Annotated in this window: 17 protein-coding genes; 9 read left to right on the top strand and 8 right to left on the bottom strand. The window is 64.7% G+C overall.

The window, feature by feature from the left end:
• Nucleotides 1–14 precede the first annotated feature (14 nt).
• Entirely contained in the window at nt 15–1268 is a 1254-nt protein-coding gene (locus tag U4Y91_RS14625) for a c-type cytochrome (protein WP_415750464.1), read from the top strand.
• A 161-nt stretch (nt 1269–1429) separates the two neighbouring features.
• Nucleotides 1430–2875, top strand: coding sequence for an NAD-dependent succinate-semialdehyde dehydrogenase (locus tag U4Y91_RS14620; RefSeq protein WP_321805607.1), 1446 nt, complete (start codon nt 1430–1432; stop codon nt 2873–2875).
• 139 nt (nt 2876–3014) lie between these two features.
• Here U4Y91_RS14620 and U4Y91_RS14615 read toward each other — a convergent pair whose 3' ends face one another.
• From U4Y91_RS14615 to U4Y91_RS14585, 7 genes are all read right to left on the bottom strand, one after another.
• A complete protein-coding gene (locus U4Y91_RS14615) occupies nt 3015–3884 on the bottom strand; it encodes a 4Fe-4S dicluster domain-containing protein (RefSeq protein ID WP_321805606.1) in 870 nt (289 codons plus the stop codon).
• 10 nt (nt 3885–3894) lie between these two features.
• Nucleotides 3895–6873, bottom strand: a complete 2979-nt coding sequence (locus tag U4Y91_RS14610) for a molybdopterin-dependent oxidoreductase (protein WP_321805605.1) — start codon at nt 6871–6873, stop codon at nt 3895–3897.
• Nucleotides 6874–6927: 54 nt separating this feature from the next.
• A complete protein-coding gene (locus U4Y91_RS14605) occupies nt 6928–7665 on the bottom strand; it encodes an OmpW/AlkL family protein (protein ID WP_321805604.1) in 738 nt (245 codons plus the stop codon).
• Nucleotides 7666–7780: 115 nt separating this feature from the next.
• Complete coding sequence (locus U4Y91_RS14600; RefSeq protein WP_321805603.1) at nt 7781–9775, bottom strand: acyl-CoA synthetase; 1995 nt, start codon at nt 9773–9775, stop codon at nt 7781–7783.
• Nucleotides 9772–10728, bottom strand: coding sequence for a fumarylacetoacetate hydrolase family protein (locus U4Y91_RS14595; protein ID WP_321805602.1), 957 nt, complete (start codon nt 10726–10728; stop codon nt 9772–9774). Before U4Y91_RS14595 ends, U4Y91_RS14600 begins: the two co-directional genes overlap by 4 nt.
• 36 nt (nt 10729–10764) lie before the next feature.
• A complete protein-coding gene (locus U4Y91_RS14590) occupies nt 10765–11835 on the bottom strand; it encodes a VOC family protein (protein ID WP_321805601.1) in 1071 nt (356 codons plus the stop codon).
• Nucleotides 11836–11847: 12 nt separating this feature from the next.
• Nucleotides 11848–12156, bottom strand: coding sequence for a hypothetical protein (locus U4Y91_RS14585; protein ID WP_321805600.1), 309 nt, complete (start codon nt 12154–12156; stop codon nt 11848–11850).
• Between the two features lie 149 nt (nt 12157–12305).
• Here U4Y91_RS14585 and U4Y91_RS14580 point away from each other — a divergent pair, with 149 nt between their 5' ends.
• A complete protein-coding gene (locus U4Y91_RS14580) occupies nt 12306–13055 on the top strand; it encodes a TetR/AcrR family transcriptional regulator (protein ID WP_059813392.1) in 750 nt (249 codons plus the stop codon).
• A gap of 578 nt (nt 13056–13633) precedes the next feature.
• Here the strand turns inward: U4Y91_RS14580 and U4Y91_RS14575 are convergent.
• Nucleotides 13634–14335 carry a TetR/AcrR family transcriptional regulator gene (locus tag U4Y91_RS14575; protein WP_321805599.1) on the bottom strand — a complete coding sequence of 234 codons (702 nt, stop codon included), beginning with the start codon at nt 14333–14335 and terminating at the stop codon, nt 13634–13636.
• 128 nt (nt 14336–14463) lie between these two features.
• On the opposite strand from U4Y91_RS14575, the gene U4Y91_RS14570 reads away from it, so the two are divergent.
• From U4Y91_RS14570 to dmpG, 6 genes are read left to right on the top strand one after another with little or no spacing between them, the layout of a single operon-like run.
• Nucleotides 14464–15354 carry an alpha/beta fold hydrolase gene (locus U4Y91_RS14570; protein WP_321805598.1) on the top strand — a complete coding sequence of 297 codons (891 nt, stop codon included), beginning with the start codon at nt 14464–14466 and terminating at the stop codon, nt 15352–15354.
• A 16-nt stretch (nt 15355–15370) separates the two neighbouring features.
• A complete protein-coding gene (locus U4Y91_RS14565; RefSeq protein ID WP_321805597.1) occupies nt 15371–16381 on the top strand; it encodes a VOC family protein in 1011 nt (336 codons plus the stop codon).
• Nucleotides 16378–18144 carry a bifunctional 3-(3-hydroxy-phenyl)propionate/3-hydroxycinnamic acid hydroxylase gene (locus U4Y91_RS14560; protein WP_321805596.1) on the top strand — a complete coding sequence of 589 codons (1767 nt, stop codon included), beginning with the start codon at nt 16378–16380 and terminating at the stop codon, nt 18142–18144. The genes U4Y91_RS14565 and U4Y91_RS14560 overlap by 4 nt, the downstream gene beginning before the upstream one ends.
• 26 nt (nt 18145–18170) lie before the next feature.
• Nucleotides 18171–18980 (top strand): 2-keto-4-pentenoate hydratase, encoded by an 810-nt coding sequence (locus tag U4Y91_RS14555; protein ID WP_321805595.1) that lies wholly within the window; start codon nt 18171–18173, stop codon nt 18978–18980.
• Complete coding sequence (locus U4Y91_RS14550; RefSeq protein WP_321805594.1) at nt 18977–19924, top strand: acetaldehyde dehydrogenase (acetylating); 948 nt, start codon at nt 18977–18979, stop codon at nt 19922–19924. The genes U4Y91_RS14555 and U4Y91_RS14550 overlap by 4 nt, the downstream gene beginning before the upstream one ends.
• Nucleotides 19925–19935: 11 nt before the next feature.
• Nucleotides 19936–20967 carry a 4-hydroxy-2-oxovalerate aldolase gene (dmpG, locus tag U4Y91_RS14545; RefSeq protein WP_321805593.1) on the top strand — a complete coding sequence of 344 codons (1032 nt, stop codon included), beginning with the start codon at nt 19936–19938 and terminating at the stop codon, nt 20965–20967.
• Nucleotides 20968–21013: the final 46 nt, after the last annotated feature.

Raw genomic sequence — 21013 nt, 5'->3', positions numbered from 1 at the left:
CGTCGTTGATCGCGATGTCCGCGCTGATGGCCGGCACGGCGGCGCACGCCGCGCAAGCGGCAGCCGCCGACAGCGCGCTGGTCGCACGCGGCGCGTATCTCGCGAAGGCCGGCGATTGCGTCGCGTGCCACACCGCGCCGCGCGGCACGCCGTTCGCCGGCGGCCTGAAGATGGTCACGCCGATGGGCGCGATCTACACGACCAACATCACGCCCGACCCGGACACGGGCATCGGCGGCTATACGGAAGCCGATTTTGCGAACGCGTTGCGCAAGGGCGTCGCGAAGGACGGCCACAACCTGTATCCGGCGATGCCGTATCCGTCGTACGCGAAGCTGAAGGACGACGACGTGAAGGCGCTGTACGCGTACTTCATGCACGGCGTCGAGCCGGTGAAGCAGGCGAACCGGGCGTCCGACATCCCGTGGCCGCTCAACATGCGCTGGCCGCTCGCGTTGTGGAACATGGTGTTCCTCGATACGGCGCCTTATGCCGACAAGCCGGCCAAGGACGCGATGTGGAACCGCGGCGCGTATCTCGTGCAGGGGCTCGGGCACTGCGGATCGTGCCATACGCCGCGCGGTGTCGGCTTCCAGGAGAAGGCGCTGGACGAGGGCGGTTCGGCGTTCCTGTCGGGCGCGCCGATCGACAACTGGTTCGCGTCGAACCTGACCGGCGAACACAATACCGGGCTCGGCCGCTGGAGCGATGCGGATATCGCGCAATTCCTGAAGACCGGCGCGAACCGGCATGCGACCGCGTTCGGCTCGATGGTCAGCGTGATCAACCACAGCACGCAGGAACTGACCGACGACGATCTGGCGGCGATGTCCCGCTACCTGAAATCGCTGCCGGCAGCGGGCGGCACGGGCGCGCCGCCTTACCGTTATGAGCCGAAGGCGACGCAGGTCGTGTTGGGCCGGCCGGCGAACGATCCGGGCGCAAAGGTGTATAACGCTTACTGCCTGCATTGTCATGGTGCGGACGGCCGCGGCTACGCGCCGCTGCTCGCGCCGCTCGCCGGCAACCCGAACGTGCTCGAGGCCGATGCCGCGTCGCTGATCAACGTGACGTTGAACGGCAGCGAGTCGCTCGTGATCGGTGGCGTGCCGTCCGCGTACCCGATGCCGGCGTTCGCGAACCAGCTGAACGACCAGCAGATCGCCGACGTGCTGACGTTCATGCGCGCCGGCTGGAACAACGGCGCGCCGGCCGTGCAGGCGGCGGAGGTCGCGAAACTCCGCAAGGCGACGGCGGCCGCGCGCTGAGCGCGACCGACCGTGGCGGATGACGACGGGCATGCGTGCCGCGCGCCCGTCGTCGAACATTGCCGGGTGCAGGGCGCCCGGTGGCACAGCTCTCTCTGTCAACCGGCGTGCGGCCGTTCGCGGCCGCGCGCGTTTTATCGACGTAAAACTGGGGTGTCTGGATGGCTAACGTGACTTATACGGATACGCAACTGCTGATCGACGGCGAGTGGGTCGACGCCGCGAGCGGCAAGACGATCGACGTCGTGAACCCGGCGACGGGCAAGGCGATCGGCAAGGTGGCCCACGCGGGCATCGCCGATCTCGATCGTGCGCTGGCCGCGGCGCAGCGCGGTTTCGAAGCATGGCGCAAGGTGCCCGCGCACGAGCGCGCGGCGACGATGCGCAAGGCGGCCGCGCTGGTGCGCGAGCGCGCCGACACGATCGCGCAGCTGATGACGCAGGAGCAGGGCAAGCCGCTGACCGAAGCGCGTGTGGAAGTGCTGTCGGCTGCCGACATCATCGAATGGTTCGCGGACGAAGGCCGCCGCGTGTATGGCCGGATCGTGCCGCCGCGCAATCTCGGCGCGCAGCAGACCGTCGTGAAGGAGCCGGTCGGACCGGTCGCGGCGTTCACGCCGTGGAATTTCCCGGTCAACCAGGTCGTGCGCAAGCTGTGCGCCGCGCTGGCGACCGGCTGTTCGTTCCTCGTGAAGGCGCCGGAAGAAACCCCGGCATCGCCGGCCGCGCTGCTGCGCGCGTTCGTCGACGTGGGCGTGCCGGCCGGTGTGGTCGGTCTCGTGTACGGCGATCCGGCGGAAATCTCGTCGTACCTGATTCCGCATCCGGTGATCCGCAAGGTGACGTTCACGGGCTCGACGCCGGTCGGCAAGCAGCTCGCGGCGCTCGCGGGCCAGCACATGAAGCGCGCGACGATGGAGCTGGGCGGCCACGCGCCGGTGATCGTCGCCGAGGACGCGGACGTCGCGCTGGCGGTGAAGGCCGCCGGTGGCGCGAAGTTCCGCAACGCGGGCCAGGTGTGCATTTCGCCGACGCGTTTCCTCGTGCACAACAGCATCCGCGACGAATTCACGCGTGCGCTGGTCGCGCATGCGCAGGGGCTGAAGGTCGGCAACGGCCTCGAGGAAGGCACGACGCTGGGCGCGCTGGCGAACCCGCGCCGGCTGACCGCGATGGTGTCGGTGGTCGAGAACGCGCGCAAGGTCGGCGCGAGCATCGAGACCGGCGGCGAACGGATCGGCTCGGAAGGCAACTTCTTCGCGCCGACCGTGATCGCGAACGTGCCGCTCGAAGCGGACGTGTTCAACAACGAGCCGTTCGGCCCGGTCGCGGCGATCCGCGGTTTCGACAAGCTCGAGGATGCGATCGCCGAAGCCAATCGTCTGCCGTTCGGGCTGGCCGGCTACGCGTTCACGCGTTCGTTCGCGAACGTGCACCTGCTGACGCAGCGCCTCGAAGTCGGGATGCTGTGGATCAACCAGCCGGCGACGCCCTGGCCGGAAATGCCGTTCGGCGGCGTGAAGGATTCGGGCTACGGGTCGGAAGGCGGGCCGGAAGCGCTGGAGCCGTATCTCGTTACGAAGTCGGTGACGGTGATGGCGGTCTGACGACCGGGTGGTCGCGTGCGTGCCGGCGTTTGCGCGGTGCGCATGCGGCATGGCGTTACCAAGAGCCGGGTGTTCTGCCCGGCCTTGTTTTTTCTGATTCGCTCACCGTCGGTCACCGCAGCGTCCAGTTTCGCCCGGATCATGAGCACTCGATCGCCACGGTGTTTGTCGAATGGCTGAGCCTGATCTCGCCCAGGTAAGCGCTGTCGCCCAATTTGCACTCGCGCCAGGCATTGCCGAGGGCATGCCGGATGTGGACTCTGTAGAGGCCGCTGCCCCTGGCCAGGCCGTCGAACCGGAAATCGCCGAAGCCGTCCGAGACGGTTTCGGCTACCTGCTGATTACCTGCATATAAGGCGACGACCGCATCCGTGACACACTCGACCACGTCTCCTGCCTGGGCACTGACACTTCCGCCGACGAAGCACGTTTCCCACCGCTCGAGGCCGCTATACCACACGCGGGGCTTCGTGCCCAGGTTGGGCCGCAATACCTTGAGTCCCTCGCGCGTGGCCTTCTCGGCCATCGCCGTGTCATCGAGCTTGACCGTCTCGAAGACATCGGTGGGGCACGACTGCTGACAACGCGGGCGGGACCAACCCTGGTCGAGCAAATGCGCATCGAAGATCCAGATCTGGGGCAGTTGCAGCTCTTCGTTCCAGACGATCGCCTTATAAGGGCATGCCTTGACGATGTCCTTCCGGCCTCGCGCCTTGTCCGGATCGATGATGACGATGCCGTCGGCGCGCTTGCGAACGGCGCTGCCGCCCGCACGCATGCAGGGCGCGTCGTCGCAGTGGTTGCACATGACCGGCAGATAAGTGGTCTCGATCATGTGCGAAGCACCCTGTACACGACGCAGGATGCGGATGGGGCTCTCGGCACTGGCCGCGGCGGGTGCCGCGTAGCCGGGGAAGTCATTGCCGACGTGCTCGTCCCGCGCGGCGATCACACAGTTCTGGCAGTTCTCGCAACGGCCGACGTTGATGATCAGGTTCCACTTGCTCATTTGAAATTCCTCACGCTGCGCGACCGAGCATGAATGCTTCGGCACCGCGCCATTTCTCGACCTGCACCAGGCAGGAATTCGGGCTCATGCTGCTGGTGCCGGCGGTCTGCGGCCGGTCGGGGGTCAGCATGTTCATGCAACCGCCGATCTCGACTTGCTCGCCATCGATTTCGATCAGCTGGAATTCAGCGCTCGCCTCGTAGGATTTCACCACTCCAGCGTTCACCAGGGGCGAGACATCGGCCGCACAGATCACGGCGCCACGGTCGTTGTGTACTTTGACGAGATCGCGATGGGCAATGCGTCGAACAGCAGCGTCAGCCGGATTGAGCCTCAGCAGCCAGAACCGGTGCCCCGCGATCAGTGCGCGATGATCGTCGATGCCGTTCACCGCAGAATTCTTGCCGTCGCAATGGGTATGAAAGCTGTAGCGGCTGTGGGTGGCGATCAACTGCAGCGGGTAGCGCAAAGCCAGGTCCGAGCGCAACCCCTCCCAGGAGGGGATATATCGGTTGAGCGGTGGTCGCTCCGGATTGTCCGCGGTGTGTCGCTTCAGCAACTCGGGCACGAACTCCAGCTTGCCGCTCGGCGTCTGCAGGCCCTTGCCGAACTGTTCCGAGAACTGTGACGGCAGCGGATGAGGTTCCGGCAGGTCCTTCTTCCTGTCTTCCGCATACCAACGCATGTCCACGGGATGGCGCAGCTCGGGCTTTTCGGGCGGCACGACGAAATAGCCCTTGCGGCAAAATTCGCGCCACGAAATGTGATCGGGCAGATCCGACGAGTCGAAGACGCGCTTGACCCAGTCGAGATCCCCACAGCCTTCGGTGAAAATGCCACCCAGGCCCAACCGGGTCAGGATGGCAGTGAAAATGTCGTAGTCGGAGCGGGACTCGCCCAGGGGTTCGATGCACTTGTGCTGCAGCGTCAGCATGCGATGGTTGACCGTGCCATACCCGTGGTGGGCGTAGCCGCCCGAATTCGCCCATTCTCCGATGTCCCAGCGCTCCAGCGAAGTGCACGCGGGCAGGATGACGTCGGCGAACTGGGCTTCGCCTTCCATCCAGATCGACTGATTGACGACGAACTCGATGCTCGAGTGCCGGTAGGCCTGCGTCCAGCGGCCGGAATTCGTCACGGTACTGAACGCGGATCCGCCGTAGCGATAGATCATGTGGATCGGCGAATAGCCGGGCATCGGGTACGTGAACGGCGCAAACTGGGCTTCCTGGGACATGCCGTCCCAGAGATAACCGGTGGCGTGACCGTTGAGGATCGCATCGGGCATCTGCTGTCGCGGCACCATTTGCTTGACGGGATTCATGGTCAGGATATGCGGCATGCGCTGGTAGTTGTCCACCGCATTGGCGGTCCACGCCAGGTCGCCTGAAATGCCGCCGTCCGCGTAGCCAGGGAAGTAGAACTGGAGATCGTGCGGGACGCCGATTTCGAGGCAGCCGAAATTCACCCCCGGCCTGCCCCAGCCCTGCATGGACATCATCATGATCATGCAGCGCGCCCATTGCGCGCCGGTCGCCCCTCGGCCCGCGCCACCGAATCCCGCGCCGGTCATCCCGACGGCGAGATGCACCTTCTTCTTCCCCCACAGGCGCGCAAGCGCACGGGCATCCTTGGCCGGCACGCCGGTTTCGCTCTCCTGCCACTCGGGAGTCTTGGGGGTACCGTCGGTTTCGCCCAGAAGATAGGCTTTCCAATCGTCGAAACCGGTCGTGCGCGTCGCGACGTAATCCTTGTCGTACAAGCCCTCCACGGTCCAGACGTACATGATGGCGGTCGCCAGCGCGGCATCGGTTTGCGGCCGGATCGGGATCCAGCGGCCGCCCAGCAGCTGTGCGGTGGGATTGCAGTGCGGGTCGATGTGAACGAACTCGATGCCGAGTTCCTTGGCCCACAGGCGGCGCGGGGTTCCCTCGAATCCTGCGTAGGCTCCGTTGGTACTTTCGGGGTCGCAGGACCAGAAGACGATCATTTCGGCTTCCTTGAGACCGTCCTCGAGGCCCCCGTAGCCGGCGGGCACGCCGACGCGCATCGAGTTGCCGAAATGATGCATGGCGCCCCAGTACCAGCCTTCCCAGCTGTCCGGATTCGCGGCGACCCGGGTGAAGCCGATCAGGTTGGCGAAGCGCGTCAGCGCGCTGAGGTAGTAGCCGACGTTGCCCCACTGGTGGTGGGACGACATCGGGAACGTGATGGAGCCGGGGCCGTGAACACGCTTCTGCCGGTTGATCTCCTTGGCGACGATGTCCAGGGCCTCGTCCCAGCTGATCTGCACATAGCCGGACTTGCCCCGGTTCTGCGGATTGCGCTCGCCGTCCGGGTCGAAGTCGACCCGTTTCATCGGGTGAAGGATGCGCTTGTCGGAGTAGACCAGCGACTTGAGGGTCAACGCGTGGGGCGCGACCAGTCCGCGCCGTGGCGGGCTGAAGCGGCGTCCACGTGCCTCGATCACCCAGCTTGACGCATCCGTATCGTCCAGCTCGATGGGCGTCACGCGGACGATGCGGCCATCCTTGACGTAGACGAACAGGGGGCCCCCATTGGTACAGGTGGTGTAGCGTCGGGTGCCGTCGCGCATGGGCGTGCCCATCGTCAGGCCGACCGTGCGCATCATGCTCAGGGTTTGCATGAGCCAAACCAGCAGTTCGTCCTCGCCCTCGGTGACCACCTTGAAGTTCTTGGCGGCGTGGACGATCTCGCCCTGGTCCGGGTTCGGGGAAAGGAACTTCAGGGCGGTGGCGACGTCCTTGAAGGCCATGCGCACATCGGGCCGCGGATGCTTGCCGGCGCGCGACCGAATGCGGCCATTCCTGAACTCGATGGCGCGACCGATGCTTTGATCCATGAGCCCGATCCACGCGACGAGATTGCGCTCCTTGAGGCGATCGCGATAAGCGGGGAAGCGGCGCGCCGTCAGGTCCAGAACCTTGGGCAATGCAAAAAGAATGGTCTTGAGAGCCTGTCGTTTCATCGTTCGATCCAAAGTGTTGCTTCCATGCGGGGGGCTGGCATCGGGGCGCACCCGCTAGAACGTATACGCGACGTTCAGGAAAACGTTGACGGGATTGAGTCGGAGCGTCGATGTGGAAACGATCTGCGTGCCGGTCGCGGTCTGTCCGTATAACGTGAGGTGGGTCTTCACCGGCATGTAGCCGACGGAAGCACCGACAGACCAATGTTTGGTCATCGCGTAACTCGCCCCGAGCTCGAACACCGGGTTCCACGATGAACTGAGTGTCGCGCGCGCCGAGCCGCCCGGCCCGAAGCTGTCGGTGACGAACTGGCGATTGGTCGCCCGAACCTGGGTGAACCACGTGTAGTTGACGCCAAGTCCTACGTACGGACGGAATTTCGATTCAGCTGAAAACAGGTGATATCGAAGTTCGATGGCGGGCGGCATCGGCCTTGTCGTGCCGAGGGTTCCGTACTTCTGCAACGTCCCGTCACCGACCAGATTGACTGTCAGTGGCAGTCCAAACAGCATGGCGACACCAATGTTGTCGGTGACGTAGTACTCGGTGGTGATGCCCATCGTATCCGTCGAGCTGGCATGCGCCCCGGTACCAGCCATTTGCTGATTCACCGTTACGCCGCCGACACTTTGCACGGTCAGGGGCGTCGCGTCGCCCTGGGGCGCGACGTGCAGCCATCCAACCGACGTCGTGATGCTTCCGGCCGTCTGCGCATCTGCGTTGTCGGCAAGTGCAGCCGTGCAGACAAAAACCGACATGCCTGCGAAATTCGTCATTCGCGTCAAATTCATCGTGTGTCTCCTCTGTCTCGATCCGATTAAATAACTGCAGTTAATTTGGATACCTTATTGATCGTAACGAGCCGCTCTTGGAGTTTGTGTTGTCGCGGCTAGTCGCGTGCCTCCGTCACCGCAGATCTGTTGCTGCGGGACCGGACGATCGAATGGGTTCCGCTGCGAACGAGATCGAGAACGCAAACGGAAAACGCCCCAGCACGAAGCGCGCGGCAGTCTCGAGCCCGGGATCGCTCAGCTCGACCGAGACCGACATTCCGCCGGAATTACTGGTCGAGACGTCGACTGATGCGCCTGGCGCTCCGCCCTCGTCCAATGCCGCGCGGAGTGCGTCACTCGTCTCGCGGCGCTTGAGTTCCGGTTTGAATATCTTGCCGACGCCGGTGAGCGGGATCGCCTCGACGATTCGGACGTGCTTGGGCAGGGCAGCGCGTTCCGCGATCTCCTGCTGCATGAACACTTCCAGATCGTGTTCTCTAGCGGTCATGCCCGGCTTGAGCTGAACATACGCGACCGGCAACTCGCCGGCATAGGCATCGGGGCGCCCGATCGCCGCTGCGATCTGGACCGCCGGGTGTCGATGCAGCGGTTCCTCGATCGTCGCCGGGTCGATATTGTGTCCGCCGCGGATGATCAACTCCTTCTTGCGGCCGGTCAGCCAGAAGTAACCGTCGATGTCGCAGCGGCCGAGGTCGCCGGTGTTGAGCCAGCGCTTGCCGTCGCCGAGATCGAGCCACAGGGCCTCGTTCTGGTCGGGACGCGTGTAGCCGGTGAACACGTTCGGCCCGGAGATGACGAGCAACCCCTCCTCGTTGGCTGCGCAGTCGCGCAGATACCGTCCCGCATCGTCCACGACGACTGCCTTCATCGCCTGGAAGGGGATGCGAAGCCCGATTGATCCCAGCCGACGCTCGCCGTTCGGCGGGTTGACGCTGCTCACGCAGGTTCCTTCGGTCAGGCCGTAACCTTCGAGAATCCGGATGCCCGTTTTTTCCTGGAAGGCCCTGAAGACGCCGACCGGCATCGGCGCGGCACCGCACAGGCCGTATTCGAGCGAGTCGATGACATGATCGTCGGCGGGAATGTCGAGCAGCGAAGCATAAAGCGTCGGGACGCCGCTGAAGAAATTGATGTGATGATGTTCGACGATTTCCCAGAAGCGTTTGACGACACCGTCGCCCCGGTAACCCTGCGGTGTGCCGAGCACGACATGGGCGCCGCGCGAGAAAGGCAGGAGGCCGGTCACCATCGCGGCGTTGACGTGAAAGAGCGGCAAGCCGCAAAAAGTCGTTTTGCCGGGGCCGATACTGTCGCCGAAAAACCGCCCTGCGCTCCAGGCATTCGCCACTTCGTTGCCGTGACTGCGCATCGCGATTTTCGGCAACCCGGTGGTTCCACCGGTACAGAAGTAAGAGGACATGTCGCCGGGGTGAATGCGGCGCGCATTGTCGAGCGCCGTACCGGATTCCTGCGCGATTGCCGTACCGAAGTCGTGGATCTGGATGTGCGCAGGCACGGCGCTCCGCAAACCGCCATCGCCGTACAGCTGCGCGCACGCGTCGTGCTGGAGCGTGCGTGCCGCCGACTGCGCCATGCCCCGCACGCGATCGGCCAGGTTGACCAGCACGAGATGCCGCAGCGGCTCGACCTCCTGAAGGATGTCCGCGACTTTTTGCCAGAGATCGGTCCCGGGAAATGGCGCGAGCGTCACGAGCACGTTGGCGCCGGCGGCTTTGAGCAGCTGACCGATCGCTTCGCCTTCAAGCAGCGGATTGATCGCGCATACGATGCCGGTCGCCTGTCCGCCCCAGATCACGAAATGCGTTTCGGGCAGATTGGGCAGCACATAAGCGATCACCGACTGCGAATCCACACCGAGGCGCGCGAACATGTTGGCCGTGCGCGTGATGTCACGAACCAGCTCGCGATAGGTCCAGCACTCGGCGTCGCGGTGCGCGTCGGCGGTCATGAAAAAGGAAAGGGCGGGGGCGGACGGATCGATGGCCGCACCGGCGCAGATCATCTCGTACGTGCTGGCCGGAAGGTCCGGCGGAAGGCCCGGCGCTTCGATCGCCAGCACGTCGTCTTGGGTCGCGATGCCGTTCATGCTGCTTCGTCCACGATCTCGTTACGTTGCACGCCCAGATCGATCGATCCGTCGCGGCTCGCGATCCGGGCTTCGACGATGTCTCCGGCCTTCAGATACTGCGCTCGCCCCGCCTGCACCTTCATGAACATCTTCCATTTGACGGATTCGGGAAAGAGCGCGACAGCTCGCTGCTTGAGCGGCGACGGGATGCTGAGTGCGCAGCCGGCCGGCGTGCCGGTCGCGAGCAGGTCGCCGGCGCGAAGGTCGTGCACGCCCGACAACTCGGTCAACGTTTCCGCCGGACCGTAGACGAGGTTCGATGTCGAGTCCTGCTGGCGGACCGCGCCGTTGACGGTCAACGTCAGGTCGAGCGCGTTCAGCTTCGGGAAGTCATGCCGCTCGAGCAGGCACAGATAGGGGCCGACCGGGCCGAACGTCCGGAAGCTCTTGCCCTTGTAGAACTGCATCTGCGGGATCTGGACATCGCGCGCGGAATAGTCGTTGACGATCACGGTGCCGGCGACATAGTCGTGCAGGTTCGCGTCCGTGATCTGCTGATGAGACGTGATGTCGCGCTTGAGGATGAGGCCGAGCTCGATTTCGTAGTCGAGAAACCGGACGTGCCGGGGTTTCACGACCTGTGAGTCGGCGGCGACGATGCAACTCGTCGCCTTCGTGAAGATCATGTTGAACTTTTTCGCGTCCGGATCCATGCCGGATTCGATCATGTGCCGACGATAATTCGCACCCTGGCAAACGAACTGCTGGTTGGCGGTCACCGGTGGCAGCCACTCCACGTCCGACTCCGGAATCGTCGGTCCGTCGAGCGAGACGAGTCGTTCAACCGGATTCGCCGCGAGAAAGCTCGCGGTTGTCTCGAAGTCGCCGGGAATCGGCGTGACGGCGCCGTTGGCGACCACACCCCATTGGGCGCGGCCATGATGCCGGAAGTGCAGGACATGCAGTGACATGAATGATCTCTCGTGAGTCGAATGGGCGGTTGGGGATCAGGCGAACAGCTTCGCCAGGGTCAGCAGCTTGCTGACCGTCAGATCGGGACTGCGGCGCAGGTTGCGGAACAGCGCCGCGAGGCTCGACGGCGTGAGCCGGGGCTTCGTGAAGCTGCGCGGCATCGTCGGGCCCCACTGCGCCATCGCTTCGCGGCTGACCGCGTGCACGCCCGTCGGCTCGTCGGCCGTGAACAGGTCGCCGTCGCAATAGTGTTCGTGCTTGTCGCCCCACGGGTCCTGCCAATAGTCGAAGATCTGGCTGCCGAGAATGTGCCGGCCGATGCCCCACGCGTGCGCCCATCCGTTGTCGCGGAGCATGCGCTGGCCCATGCCGACGGCATCGGCGTCGACCAGCTCGTACGCGCTGTGGCTATAAGTCGGCACGAACCCCTGGGCGAGCGCGAGCGTATGGTGGTCGGCCGGCCGGTCGCCGAGATCGAGCCGCATGAAGGCAACCGCAGGTGAGCCGTCCGGCAGCACCTGGACATCGCTGGGGATGAACCCGAAATGTCGCGTGTACCACGCGCAGGTTTCCTGGTAGTCGGCGAGCTCGAGCACGACGTGTCCGAGCCGAATGACCTCGGGCGCGCTCGCCGGCGGCCGCTGCGTTTCGTTGATCCGCAACGGCGTGTCGACCGAGTTGAATGAAAGCGCGGCACGGTGCGGCAACGTGTCGGCCCGGGTCTGGCCGGCAATCGCGTCGACCCGAAAACCCGACGGATCGGCGAGCCGCACCCGGAGGCCGCCGCCTGGCCAATCCGATGCCTCGATCTCCGACGCACCAGGGACTTTGGCGAGCGCCTCCAGATCGGCACGACTGTCGACCTGCAATCCGAAGCCTACGAAGCGGGCCTTCGGCGCGTGGCGAACGACATAACAGAAGTGTGCGGTGCCGGTTCCGCGCAGCAGCAGTTGCGTGTCATCCCGCAGCACCGTTCGGAGACCGAAGTCGTTGAGAAAGTGCTCTGCTTCGTCGAGATCGGGGCGATCGAAGATCAGATAGGCGAGCGCCGATGCCTTCGTTGTGGGGTGCGGGTGGCGAGCCGGTTGTGGGGTGGTCAGTTTCATGGCGGATGACAATCAGGCAGGTCGAATGACAATCGCGAAGGCAGGCGCCGTCGCATCGAGGGGCCTGCCGCGCAACGGCAGGCGTGCAATCTCACCGTCGCACGACATCACTGGCCGGACCATGAATGTCGCGAGGTCGCTCGTCGATTTCGCATGGGAGCGGCGCGCCTCGTCGCCGATGCCGTGACCGGCCGAAAAATGGGCCGATGCGGCACCGACCGGCCTGAATCCTGCGATCAATACACCGGGCATCGAAGGCAGCCCGCACTTCGGCGACGACTGCGAGCTGTTGTGATTGGACGCGCTGGCGCCCGTGTGCATGTGTGTCTCCACCGTATCTCCATTCGTCGTTCGATCGGTTCCCGAGGCCGTGTTCGGCCGTCCTTGATGACATTAAAATCATAGATGATGATTTTGTCAATGTAGACATTTGAATCTATACTTGGGCACGAACAAGGATCGAAAACGTCATGACGAATACACCGAGCCGCCGGACACCAAAGCGCTCCGCTCCGGAAGCATCCAGTCCCGCGGTCGCCGAAGAGCGCGAGCCGCGTGGCGCGCGCCGCAAGCGGGAGACCCGCGCCCGCCTGCTGGATGCCGCGCTCAGACTGATGGCGGAGAAGGGCATGGAAGGCGTCGCCATCAACGAAATCACCGAGGCCGCCGACGTCGGCTTCGGCTCGTTCTACAACCACTTCGAATCGAAGGAGGCGATCTACGCGACCCTCGTGGAATCGGTATTCGAGGAGTTCGCGGATTCGCTCGATCGGCTGGCAAGCGGCTTGTCCGACCCGGCGGAAATCATTTCCGTCTCGGTGCGACATACGCTGATGCGCGCGCGGCGCGAGCCGGTGTGGGGACACTTCCTGATACGCGAGGGCTTTTCGGCGCGCGTCCTGACGCTTGGCCTGGGTCAACGCCTGCTGCGGGACATGGAGCGCGGTATCGCCGAGAAGCGCTTCGTGGTCGCCGACCCATTCGTCGGCTTCCTTTCGGTCGGCGGTACGGTGCTGACCGCGATTGCCGCCGAACTCAACTTCGTCGCTCCGGGCGCACCGGCAGCCGGTGTCCTGAAGGAACTCGGCTTCAGCGGAGAGCATTTTCCGGAACGCACGGCGGCGACGCTGCTCCATACGCTGGGGCTCAAACGCGCGGAAGCCGAGAAGATCGCAAGCCGGCCGCTGCCCGTTGTGGATGCGGCCGAGACGGCACAGTGACGCAATGGGGTGACGCAGGCGGCGGCCAAGCCACCCCGAGCGCTCGTGCGGTACCCGTCAGCTGACGGGGGCGATGCGACGCCTGCGCTGTTCAGCCGGCGCTTGTCGAAGTGGAATAGCGCGCGGCGATGTCGTGGGCGTCATTTCGGACGCAACCCACGGGGGCGTCGCATGAAAGACCGGCTTCGCGACTATCCCGCGAATACCGACGACTACCTCACACGCAGTTTCTTCCAGTGCCAGACGGTGGCTACCGACGAGCGTGTCGCTGTCTTTGGAGCGTTTTCCCGGATCTCGCCGTGGCAAGTCGGCGTTTGCCGGTCGTGCGCTTGACGCGCGCTCCATATCGCATCACTGAGGACCTGCGAACCTGGCGACGATTGGCATCGCCGAATCGAAATGGCAACACGCTATACAGGGAAGGTCCTCGTCGTGCCGGACACCATGCACGTCGATCGCGCTCGACCGGCGCGTCACCAGGATTGAAGGCGCACCGCGAAACTCGTCGCCGACGGATGAGGCCCGGCGATCGTCACCGAGCATGACGCTTCGTGCTGGACCGAGCATTCCCAAAGCGGTCAGATCGCGGGCTGCGCTTGGGCCTGCATCCGTGCATGTCCGCGTTCGAGCAGTGACGCAACGGGTGTTTCAATCGGCGGTAATGCCGTTTCGACCAACTTTTCCGCCTCGAGGTGCCCGACGCCCAGTGCGCGCAGAATTGCTGCGACCACGGGCTCCGGAACGACGTTTTGCGGGCCTTCGTTGGTGATTCTGAGGATCGTCGCGAGTGCGGTTCCGGCGATCACGTCGAGTGCCGTTCCGACGCCGACATCGCTGAAACGTCCCAGCGCCAGCCCCTGTTCGATGTGGGGTGGCAGGAACACGTAAATCAGGCTGCTCGGCCCCGCCGAATGCAGGCCGGCCGCGCAAATGAAGCGCGCCAGCAGCGGATACGCGCGCGCGGCGTGCAGGAACATGCGCACACCGCACGCGATGCGCAGCGCCGGATCCCCATAGCCGTGGACTTCCGTTTCGATCAGGCGCAGCAACTCGTCGTTCAGCTCCTGCGTCACTGCCGCGAGCAGATCATCGTTGGTACGGAAGTACTTGTAGAAAGTACCCTGCGATACGTCCGCGGCAGCAATGACGTCCTGGATGACGCTTGCGCCGACGCCCTTTTCTGCGAACACCAGCATCGCACTTTCGATCAGCCGGGCACGCATGCGCTCGCGACGCTCTGCCGCGACACGGGTCCGATGGTCAACGGTCGTTTCATTCATGGCGGAATTATAAGGCGACGCAGCAGGCGCTCCGAGGCGTTAGGTGAAAACGAGTATATTGTCATGATGACAAATATCTCATTATTAACACCAAGCAAGTTCGATCAACCGTCTGGAGCGACCACGCCGTGAATGCCCCGTCCATGACTCACGCAATGATTCAACGTACCGTTCGGGTCGGTGCGCGGACCATTTCCTTTACCGAAACAGGCGAGGGGCCGGTGGTGCTCATGCTCCATGGCGGCGGCCCCGGTGCTTCCGGCATGTCCAATTACACGCGCAATGTCGGCGCGCTCGCATGCGTCCACCGGGTCGTCGTACCCGACATGCCCGGCTACGGCAAATCGACGAAGGGGCTGGATCGCGGCGATCCGTTCGGCGACCTGGCGTCGAGCATGCTCGGCATGCTCGACGCGTTGCGCATCGAGCGCGCACACATCCTCGGCAACTCGCTCGGCGGAGCATGTGCGTTGCGCATGGCGATCGAGCGTCCGGCCGCGGTCGGACGCCTTGTGCTGATGGGGCCCGGCGGCGTGGACACGACGCGTGCGTTGCCCACGCCCGGCCTCAAACGTCTGCTGAACTACTACAAGGGCGAAGGCCCGACACTGCAAAAGCTCGCGGCGTTCATCCGGGGCGACCTCGTCTACGACGGCAGCCTGGTATCCGATGCGACGCTCCAGGAGCGCTTTCAGTCCAGCATCGATCCGGAGGTCGTCGCCAGCCCGCCGTTGCTCGGGCCCAAAGGTATTCCGAATTTCAGGAATCTCGATTTCACGCGCGATCCGCGCCTGGCCGCCGTACAGAATCCGACGCTCGTGCTGTGGGGAACGGAGGACAAGGTCAATCGACCAAGCGGCGCACGCTCGCTGCAGCGGCGCATGCCGAACTGCGACGTGCACCTGTTCAGCAAGACCGGCCACTGGGTGCAGTGGGAGCGCGCCGACGAATTCAACGCGATGGTGGTGGCGTTTCTGGCCGAGGACCGCGTTGACGCGCGCGTCGTCCGCCGCGTCTGATCCGGAGCGCGTCGCCATGCCTACCATCGCCAGTTCGCCGGCCGCGCCCGACAGCTTGTTCGGTCGCGTGCATCTCGGCTATTTGCTGATCCAGTCCGTCCGCCTGGACGCATGGAGCACATTCGTCACCGAGGGGCTCGGGCTGCATGCGGATCGTCCGCTGCGCACGGTGCTTGCGTGTCGGATCGATGCGCACCAGCGCCGATTGATTATTCATGAGGGGCAAGCGGAAGACGTCACCGCGATCGGCTGGCAACTGGCCGATGACGCGGCGTTGCAGCTCGTGCTCGCGCGGCTGTCCGCGCTCGGCATCGATGTCCGGCAGGGCAGCGCGAATGAAGCCGCGCTGCGAGGCGTGCAGCGATTCTGGTACTTCACCGGACCGAAGCGGCTGCGCACCGAGCTGTTCACCGATGCGGTGCTGAGCGATTCGCCATTGCAGATGAAGGCGAGCGGATTCGTGACCGGCGCATCCGGCCTGGGGCACGTCGCGATCACGACGCGTCGGCCGGAAGCGATGCAGGCGTTCTGGAAGAAGGTGTTCGACGCACGCTTGTCGGACGAGATCGAGGACAAGATTGACGGCCTGAATCTCGACTTCGCGTTTCTTCGACTGAACGAGCGCCACCATTCGCTTGCAACCGCGTCGACGCGCGGCATCCGTATGAATCCGCTGCGCACGCAGATCCACCACCTGAATCTTCAGTGCGTATCGCTGGACGACGTGACTCAGGCCTACTTGCGATGCCGGTCGATGGGATACCCGATCGCCAATGCGATCGGCCAGCATCCGAACGACCGCGAGCTGTCGTTCTACGTTCGGACACCGTCGGGCTTCGAGATTGAACTGGGCTGGAACCCGATCGTGGTGGACGAGCGCGCGTGGCGCACGACGACCTACCAGGGGATCAGCCTGTGGGGCCATCGCCCGGAGAACCTGACCTTGCGCAGCCGGCTGGGCCGTGCCCGGCGTGCGTTCGCATCGCTGCTGCATCCGGAATTCATCATCCAGGGAGACCAAACATGAACGCAGTGCATCAGGACGATGCGTGCGACGTCGCGATCGTGGGGCTCGGACCGACCGGCCTCGTGCTTGCGCACTTGCTCGGCCAGGCTGGCCATCGCGTCGTCGTGCTCGAGCGCGAGCCGGTGTTTTACGGTAATGCCCGCGCTGTTTATACCGACGACGAATGCATGCGGATCTTCCAGCATCTGGCGGTAGCCGACGAATTACAGGCGCGGATGATGATGGAAACGCCGGTGCAGCTTGTGCGCCCCGATGGCACACCGATCACGCAATACATGCCGCGCAAGCGGCCGCTCGGTTGGCCGATCATCAATTTCTTCTACCAGCCGTACCTCGAAACGACGCTGTCGGACACGCTGTCGCGCTATCCGAACGTCACGATCCAGCGCGGGCGCGAAGTGGTCGATTTCTCGCAGGACGCCGACGGCGTCGGTATCGTGCATCAGGCCACGCGCGAAGCGCGCTTCAGCGATGCGACGGATGCACGCACGAGCGTGAACGACGATCCCGACGTGCAGTCGTTGCGGGCGCGGTACATGGTCGGCGCGGACGGCGGGCGCAGCATCGTTCGCACGCGGCTCGGCATCGACATGGCCGGCAAGAGCTTTCCCGAGCCGTGGCTCGTCGTGGACATCGAGCGCAAGCCGGGTACCGACGCGCTACGCCACCTGCCGTACTTCAATTTCGTCGTCGACCCGAAGCTGCCGGTCGTGAGCTGCGTTCAGCCCGGCAAGTTCCACCGTTTCGAATTCATGCTGATGCCAGGTGAAACGAAAGAGAACATGGAGCGGCCGGAGACGGTGCGCGCGTACCTGTCCAGGTTCGTCGATCCGGACCAGTTCGTCGTCAAGCGCAAGCTCGTCTATACGTTCAATGCGCTGATCGCGGCCAAATGGCGGGTCGGCCGCGTGCTGCTCGCGGGCGACGCGGCACACATGACGCCGCAGTTCATGGGGCAGGGGGCCAGCTCCGGCGTGCGCGATGCGTACAACCTCGGATGGAAGCTCGACCTCGTGCTGCGCGGCGCCGCCGGCGACGCGCTGCTGGACACCTATCAGTCCGAGCGCCATGCGCATGCCAAGGCGATGATCGACGTGTCCGTGCTGCTCAAGAACGTCGTGTCGGCGCGCAATCCGCTGGGCACGCTCGTACGCGATACCTCGCTCGCGGTCATCCGGATGATCCCGCCGCTCAAGCGCTGGTTTCAGGAGGGCGGCTTCAAGCCGGCGCCCGTCTACAAAAAGAACGCATACGTCGGCTTGCCGCGGCGGCGCCGCAACGGCCCGGAGGGCGCGCTCGCCCCGCAACCCGACGTGCGCCGGTTCGACGGCGCGAGGCTACGGATGGACGACGTGCTCGGGCGCGGGTTTTCGCTCGTCGGCCTGAACGTCGACCCCGCACGGTATCTCGATGACGCGTCCGCCGAAGCACTGCAATCGTTGTCGGTACGGTACGTCACGCTCTATCCGTACGGCGGGCGTCCTCAAGGGCTCGAAGGCGTCGAACGTGACAACCACAACGGCGGCGCGACCGAGGTCGAAGACATCGACGGCAACATGATCGCGTGGTTCGCGAAGGCCGGGTTTCGCGACAAGGCCGTGGCGATCCTGCGGCCGGACCGGTTCGTCTTCGCCGTCGTGCCCGTGACCGAACTCGATCGCACCGTGATGCGCCTGCGCGACCAGCTCGGTGTGCCGAATACCCGCAGCGGCACCCGCGCAGCCACGCCGGCCGATGCGTCGTCGCTCGCCAGGGCCGCCTGAATTCCGCCTATTTCATTCCGTCAATCATGTGTCCATTACCCGATCACTCCCGTATTCATGCCGCAGCCGACGCGCTGCGCAGTGCGCGCGAGACGCGCACCCCGATCGAACCGATTGCCGAGCGGTTCGGCATTGCCGGGGTCGCTGCCGCGTATGCGGTGGCCGAAGCGAACACGGCGGCGCGGACCGCTGCCGGTGCGCGCATCATCGGCAGGAAAATTGGCCTGACGTCGCGCGCGGTGCAGCGGCAACTCGGTGTCGATCAGCCCGACTTCGGCGTGCTGTTCGACGACATGGCGTATCTCGACGGCGACGATGTGCCGATGAATCGTCTGCTGCAACCGAAGATCGAGGCGGAGATCGCATTCGTCGTCGGGCGCGACCTAGACGACGACGCGCCGAGCTATGGCCGCGTACTGTCATCGCTGGCCTATGCGCTGCCGGCACTCGAGATCGTCGACAGCGCAATCGCCGATTGGCGGATCACGCTCGAGGACACCGTCGCCGACAACGCGTCGTGCGGCGCGTACGTGCTCGGTCATCAGCCTGTTGCACTCGGCCGGCTTTCACTCGGCGAGCTGGGCATGACGATGACGAAACAGGATGCAGCGGTATCGACAGGCGTCGGTGCCGCCTGTCTCGGCCATCCGTTGCGCTCGGTTCACTGGCTCGCCTGCACGATCGCGCGTCACGGACAGAGGCTGCGCGAGGGCGACGTGATCCTGTCCGGCGCGCTGGGCCCGATGGTGGCGGTGGCGAGCGGGGACGTCATTCGCGCGCAGATCGGCGCGCTCGGCAGCGTGCATTGCCGCCTGGGCGAAGGAGCGGCGCGATGAGCAGGAAACTCAAGGTCGGTATCGTCGGCAGCGGCAACATCGGCACGGATCTGATGATCAAGATCCTGCGGCACGGCGAACACATCGAGATGGGCGCGATGGTCGGCATCGACGCGGCATCGGACGGGCTGCGGCGTGCGGCCCGGATGGGTGTTGCCACGACGCACGAAGGCGTCGAAGGGCTTGCGCGGATGCCTGGCTTCGACGACATCGACATCGTGTTCGATGCGACGTCGGCGTCGGCCCATGCGTACAACGATGCGCTCCTGCGTGCGTTCAAGCCCGGCATCCGCATGGTCGACCTGACGCCGGCGGCGATCGGCCCGTACTGCGTTCCGGTGGTGAACGGCGAGCGCCATCTGGATGCGCCCAACGTCAACATGGTGACGTGCGGAGGACAGGCGACGATCCCGATGATCGCGGCGGTGTCGCAGGTCGCCAACGTTCACTACGGCGAGATCGTCGCATCGATCTCGAGCAGGAGCGCAGGGCCGGGTACACGCGCCAATATCGACGAATTCACCGAAACGACGGCGCGCGCGATCGAAACGGTCGGTGGCGCCGCGAGAGGCAAGGCCATCATCGTACTCAATCCGGCCGAGCCGCCGCTCATGATGCGCGATACGGTGTACGCCCTCAGCGATTTCGCCGACGAAGCGCGCATCGAAGCCTCCGTCTTGCGGATGGTGGAAGCGGTGCAATCGTACGTGCCGGGCTATCGCCTAAAACAACGCGTGCAGTTCGATCGCATCGAACCCGATCGGCCAATCCGCATTCCGGGCGTCGGCGAACGCATGTCGGGTCTCAAGACTTCGATCTTCCTCGAAGTCGAGGGGGCCGCCCACTACCTGCCCGCCTACGCCGGCAACCTCGACATCATGACGAGCGCAGCCATGGCGATGGCCGAACGGGTCGCCGCCCGCATGCTGCGCGACGCAACGTGAGATTCCCGACCATGGACAAGAAGATTTACATCTCCGACGTGACATTGCGCGACGGCAGCCACGCGATTCGCCACCAGTACAGCATCGCGCAGGCGCGGCAAATCGCCATGGCGCTCGACGCTGCGCGGGTCGATTCGATCGAAGTCGCGCATGGCGACGGCCTGCAGGGCGGCAGCTTCAACTACGGTTTCGGCGCACATACGGATGTCGAATGGATCGAAGCGGTCGCCGGTGCCGTCACCCACGCGAAGGTCGCCACGCTCCTGCTGCCCGGTATCGGCACCGTGCACGATCTGCGCGCCGCGTACGACGCCGGCGCACGCATCGTGCGGGTCGCCACGCATTGCACGGAAGCCGACATTTCCCGCCAACACATCGAATCCGCGCGTGAGCTCGGCATGGAGGCCGTGGGCTTCCTGATGATGAGTCACATGCACACGCCCGTCGGGCTCGCCGAGCAGGCGAAGCAGATGGAAAGCTATGGCGCGACGTGCTGCTACGTCGTGGATTCCGGCGGAGCGATGAACATGAACGACGTGCGCGATCGCGTCCGCGCGTTCAAGGACGTGCTGAAACCGGAAACGGAGGTGGGCATTCACGCGCATCACAACCTGAGTCTCGGTGTGGCGAACTCGATCGTCGCCGTCGAGGAGGGCTGCGATCGCGTCGACGCGAGCCTGGCGGGGATGGGGGCCGGGGCGGGGAACGCGCCGCTCGAGGTATTCATCGCGGCGGCCGAGCGCCTTGGTTGGCGTCACGGTACGGATCTGTACCGGCTGATGGATGCGGCGGACGAAATCGTTCGGCCGCTGCAGGATCGCCCGGTGCGCGTCGACCGCGAAACGCTCGCGCTCGGTTATGCCGGGGTGTACTCCAGCTTCCTGCGCCATGCCGAACTGGCCGCCCGAAAGTATGGCCTCGGCACGGTCGATATCCTCGTCGAGCTGGGGCGACGCGGCATGGTGGGTGGGCAGGAAGACATGATCGTCGATGTTGCGCTGGATCTGTCGAACGCACGGGCCGCTTCCGGGTATACGACGTAGCGACCGATTCGTTTTGCGCGAAGACGCGCCTGAATAATATTTTGTT

The sequence above is a fragment of the Burkholderia sp. BCC1993 genome, from assembly GCF_905339865.1.
Lineage (GTDB): Bacteria > Pseudomonadota > Gammaproteobacteria > Burkholderiales > Burkholderiaceae > Burkholderia.
Note: the sequence above shows the minus strand (reverse complement) of the source record. Positions and strands in the feature narration are given on the sequence as shown.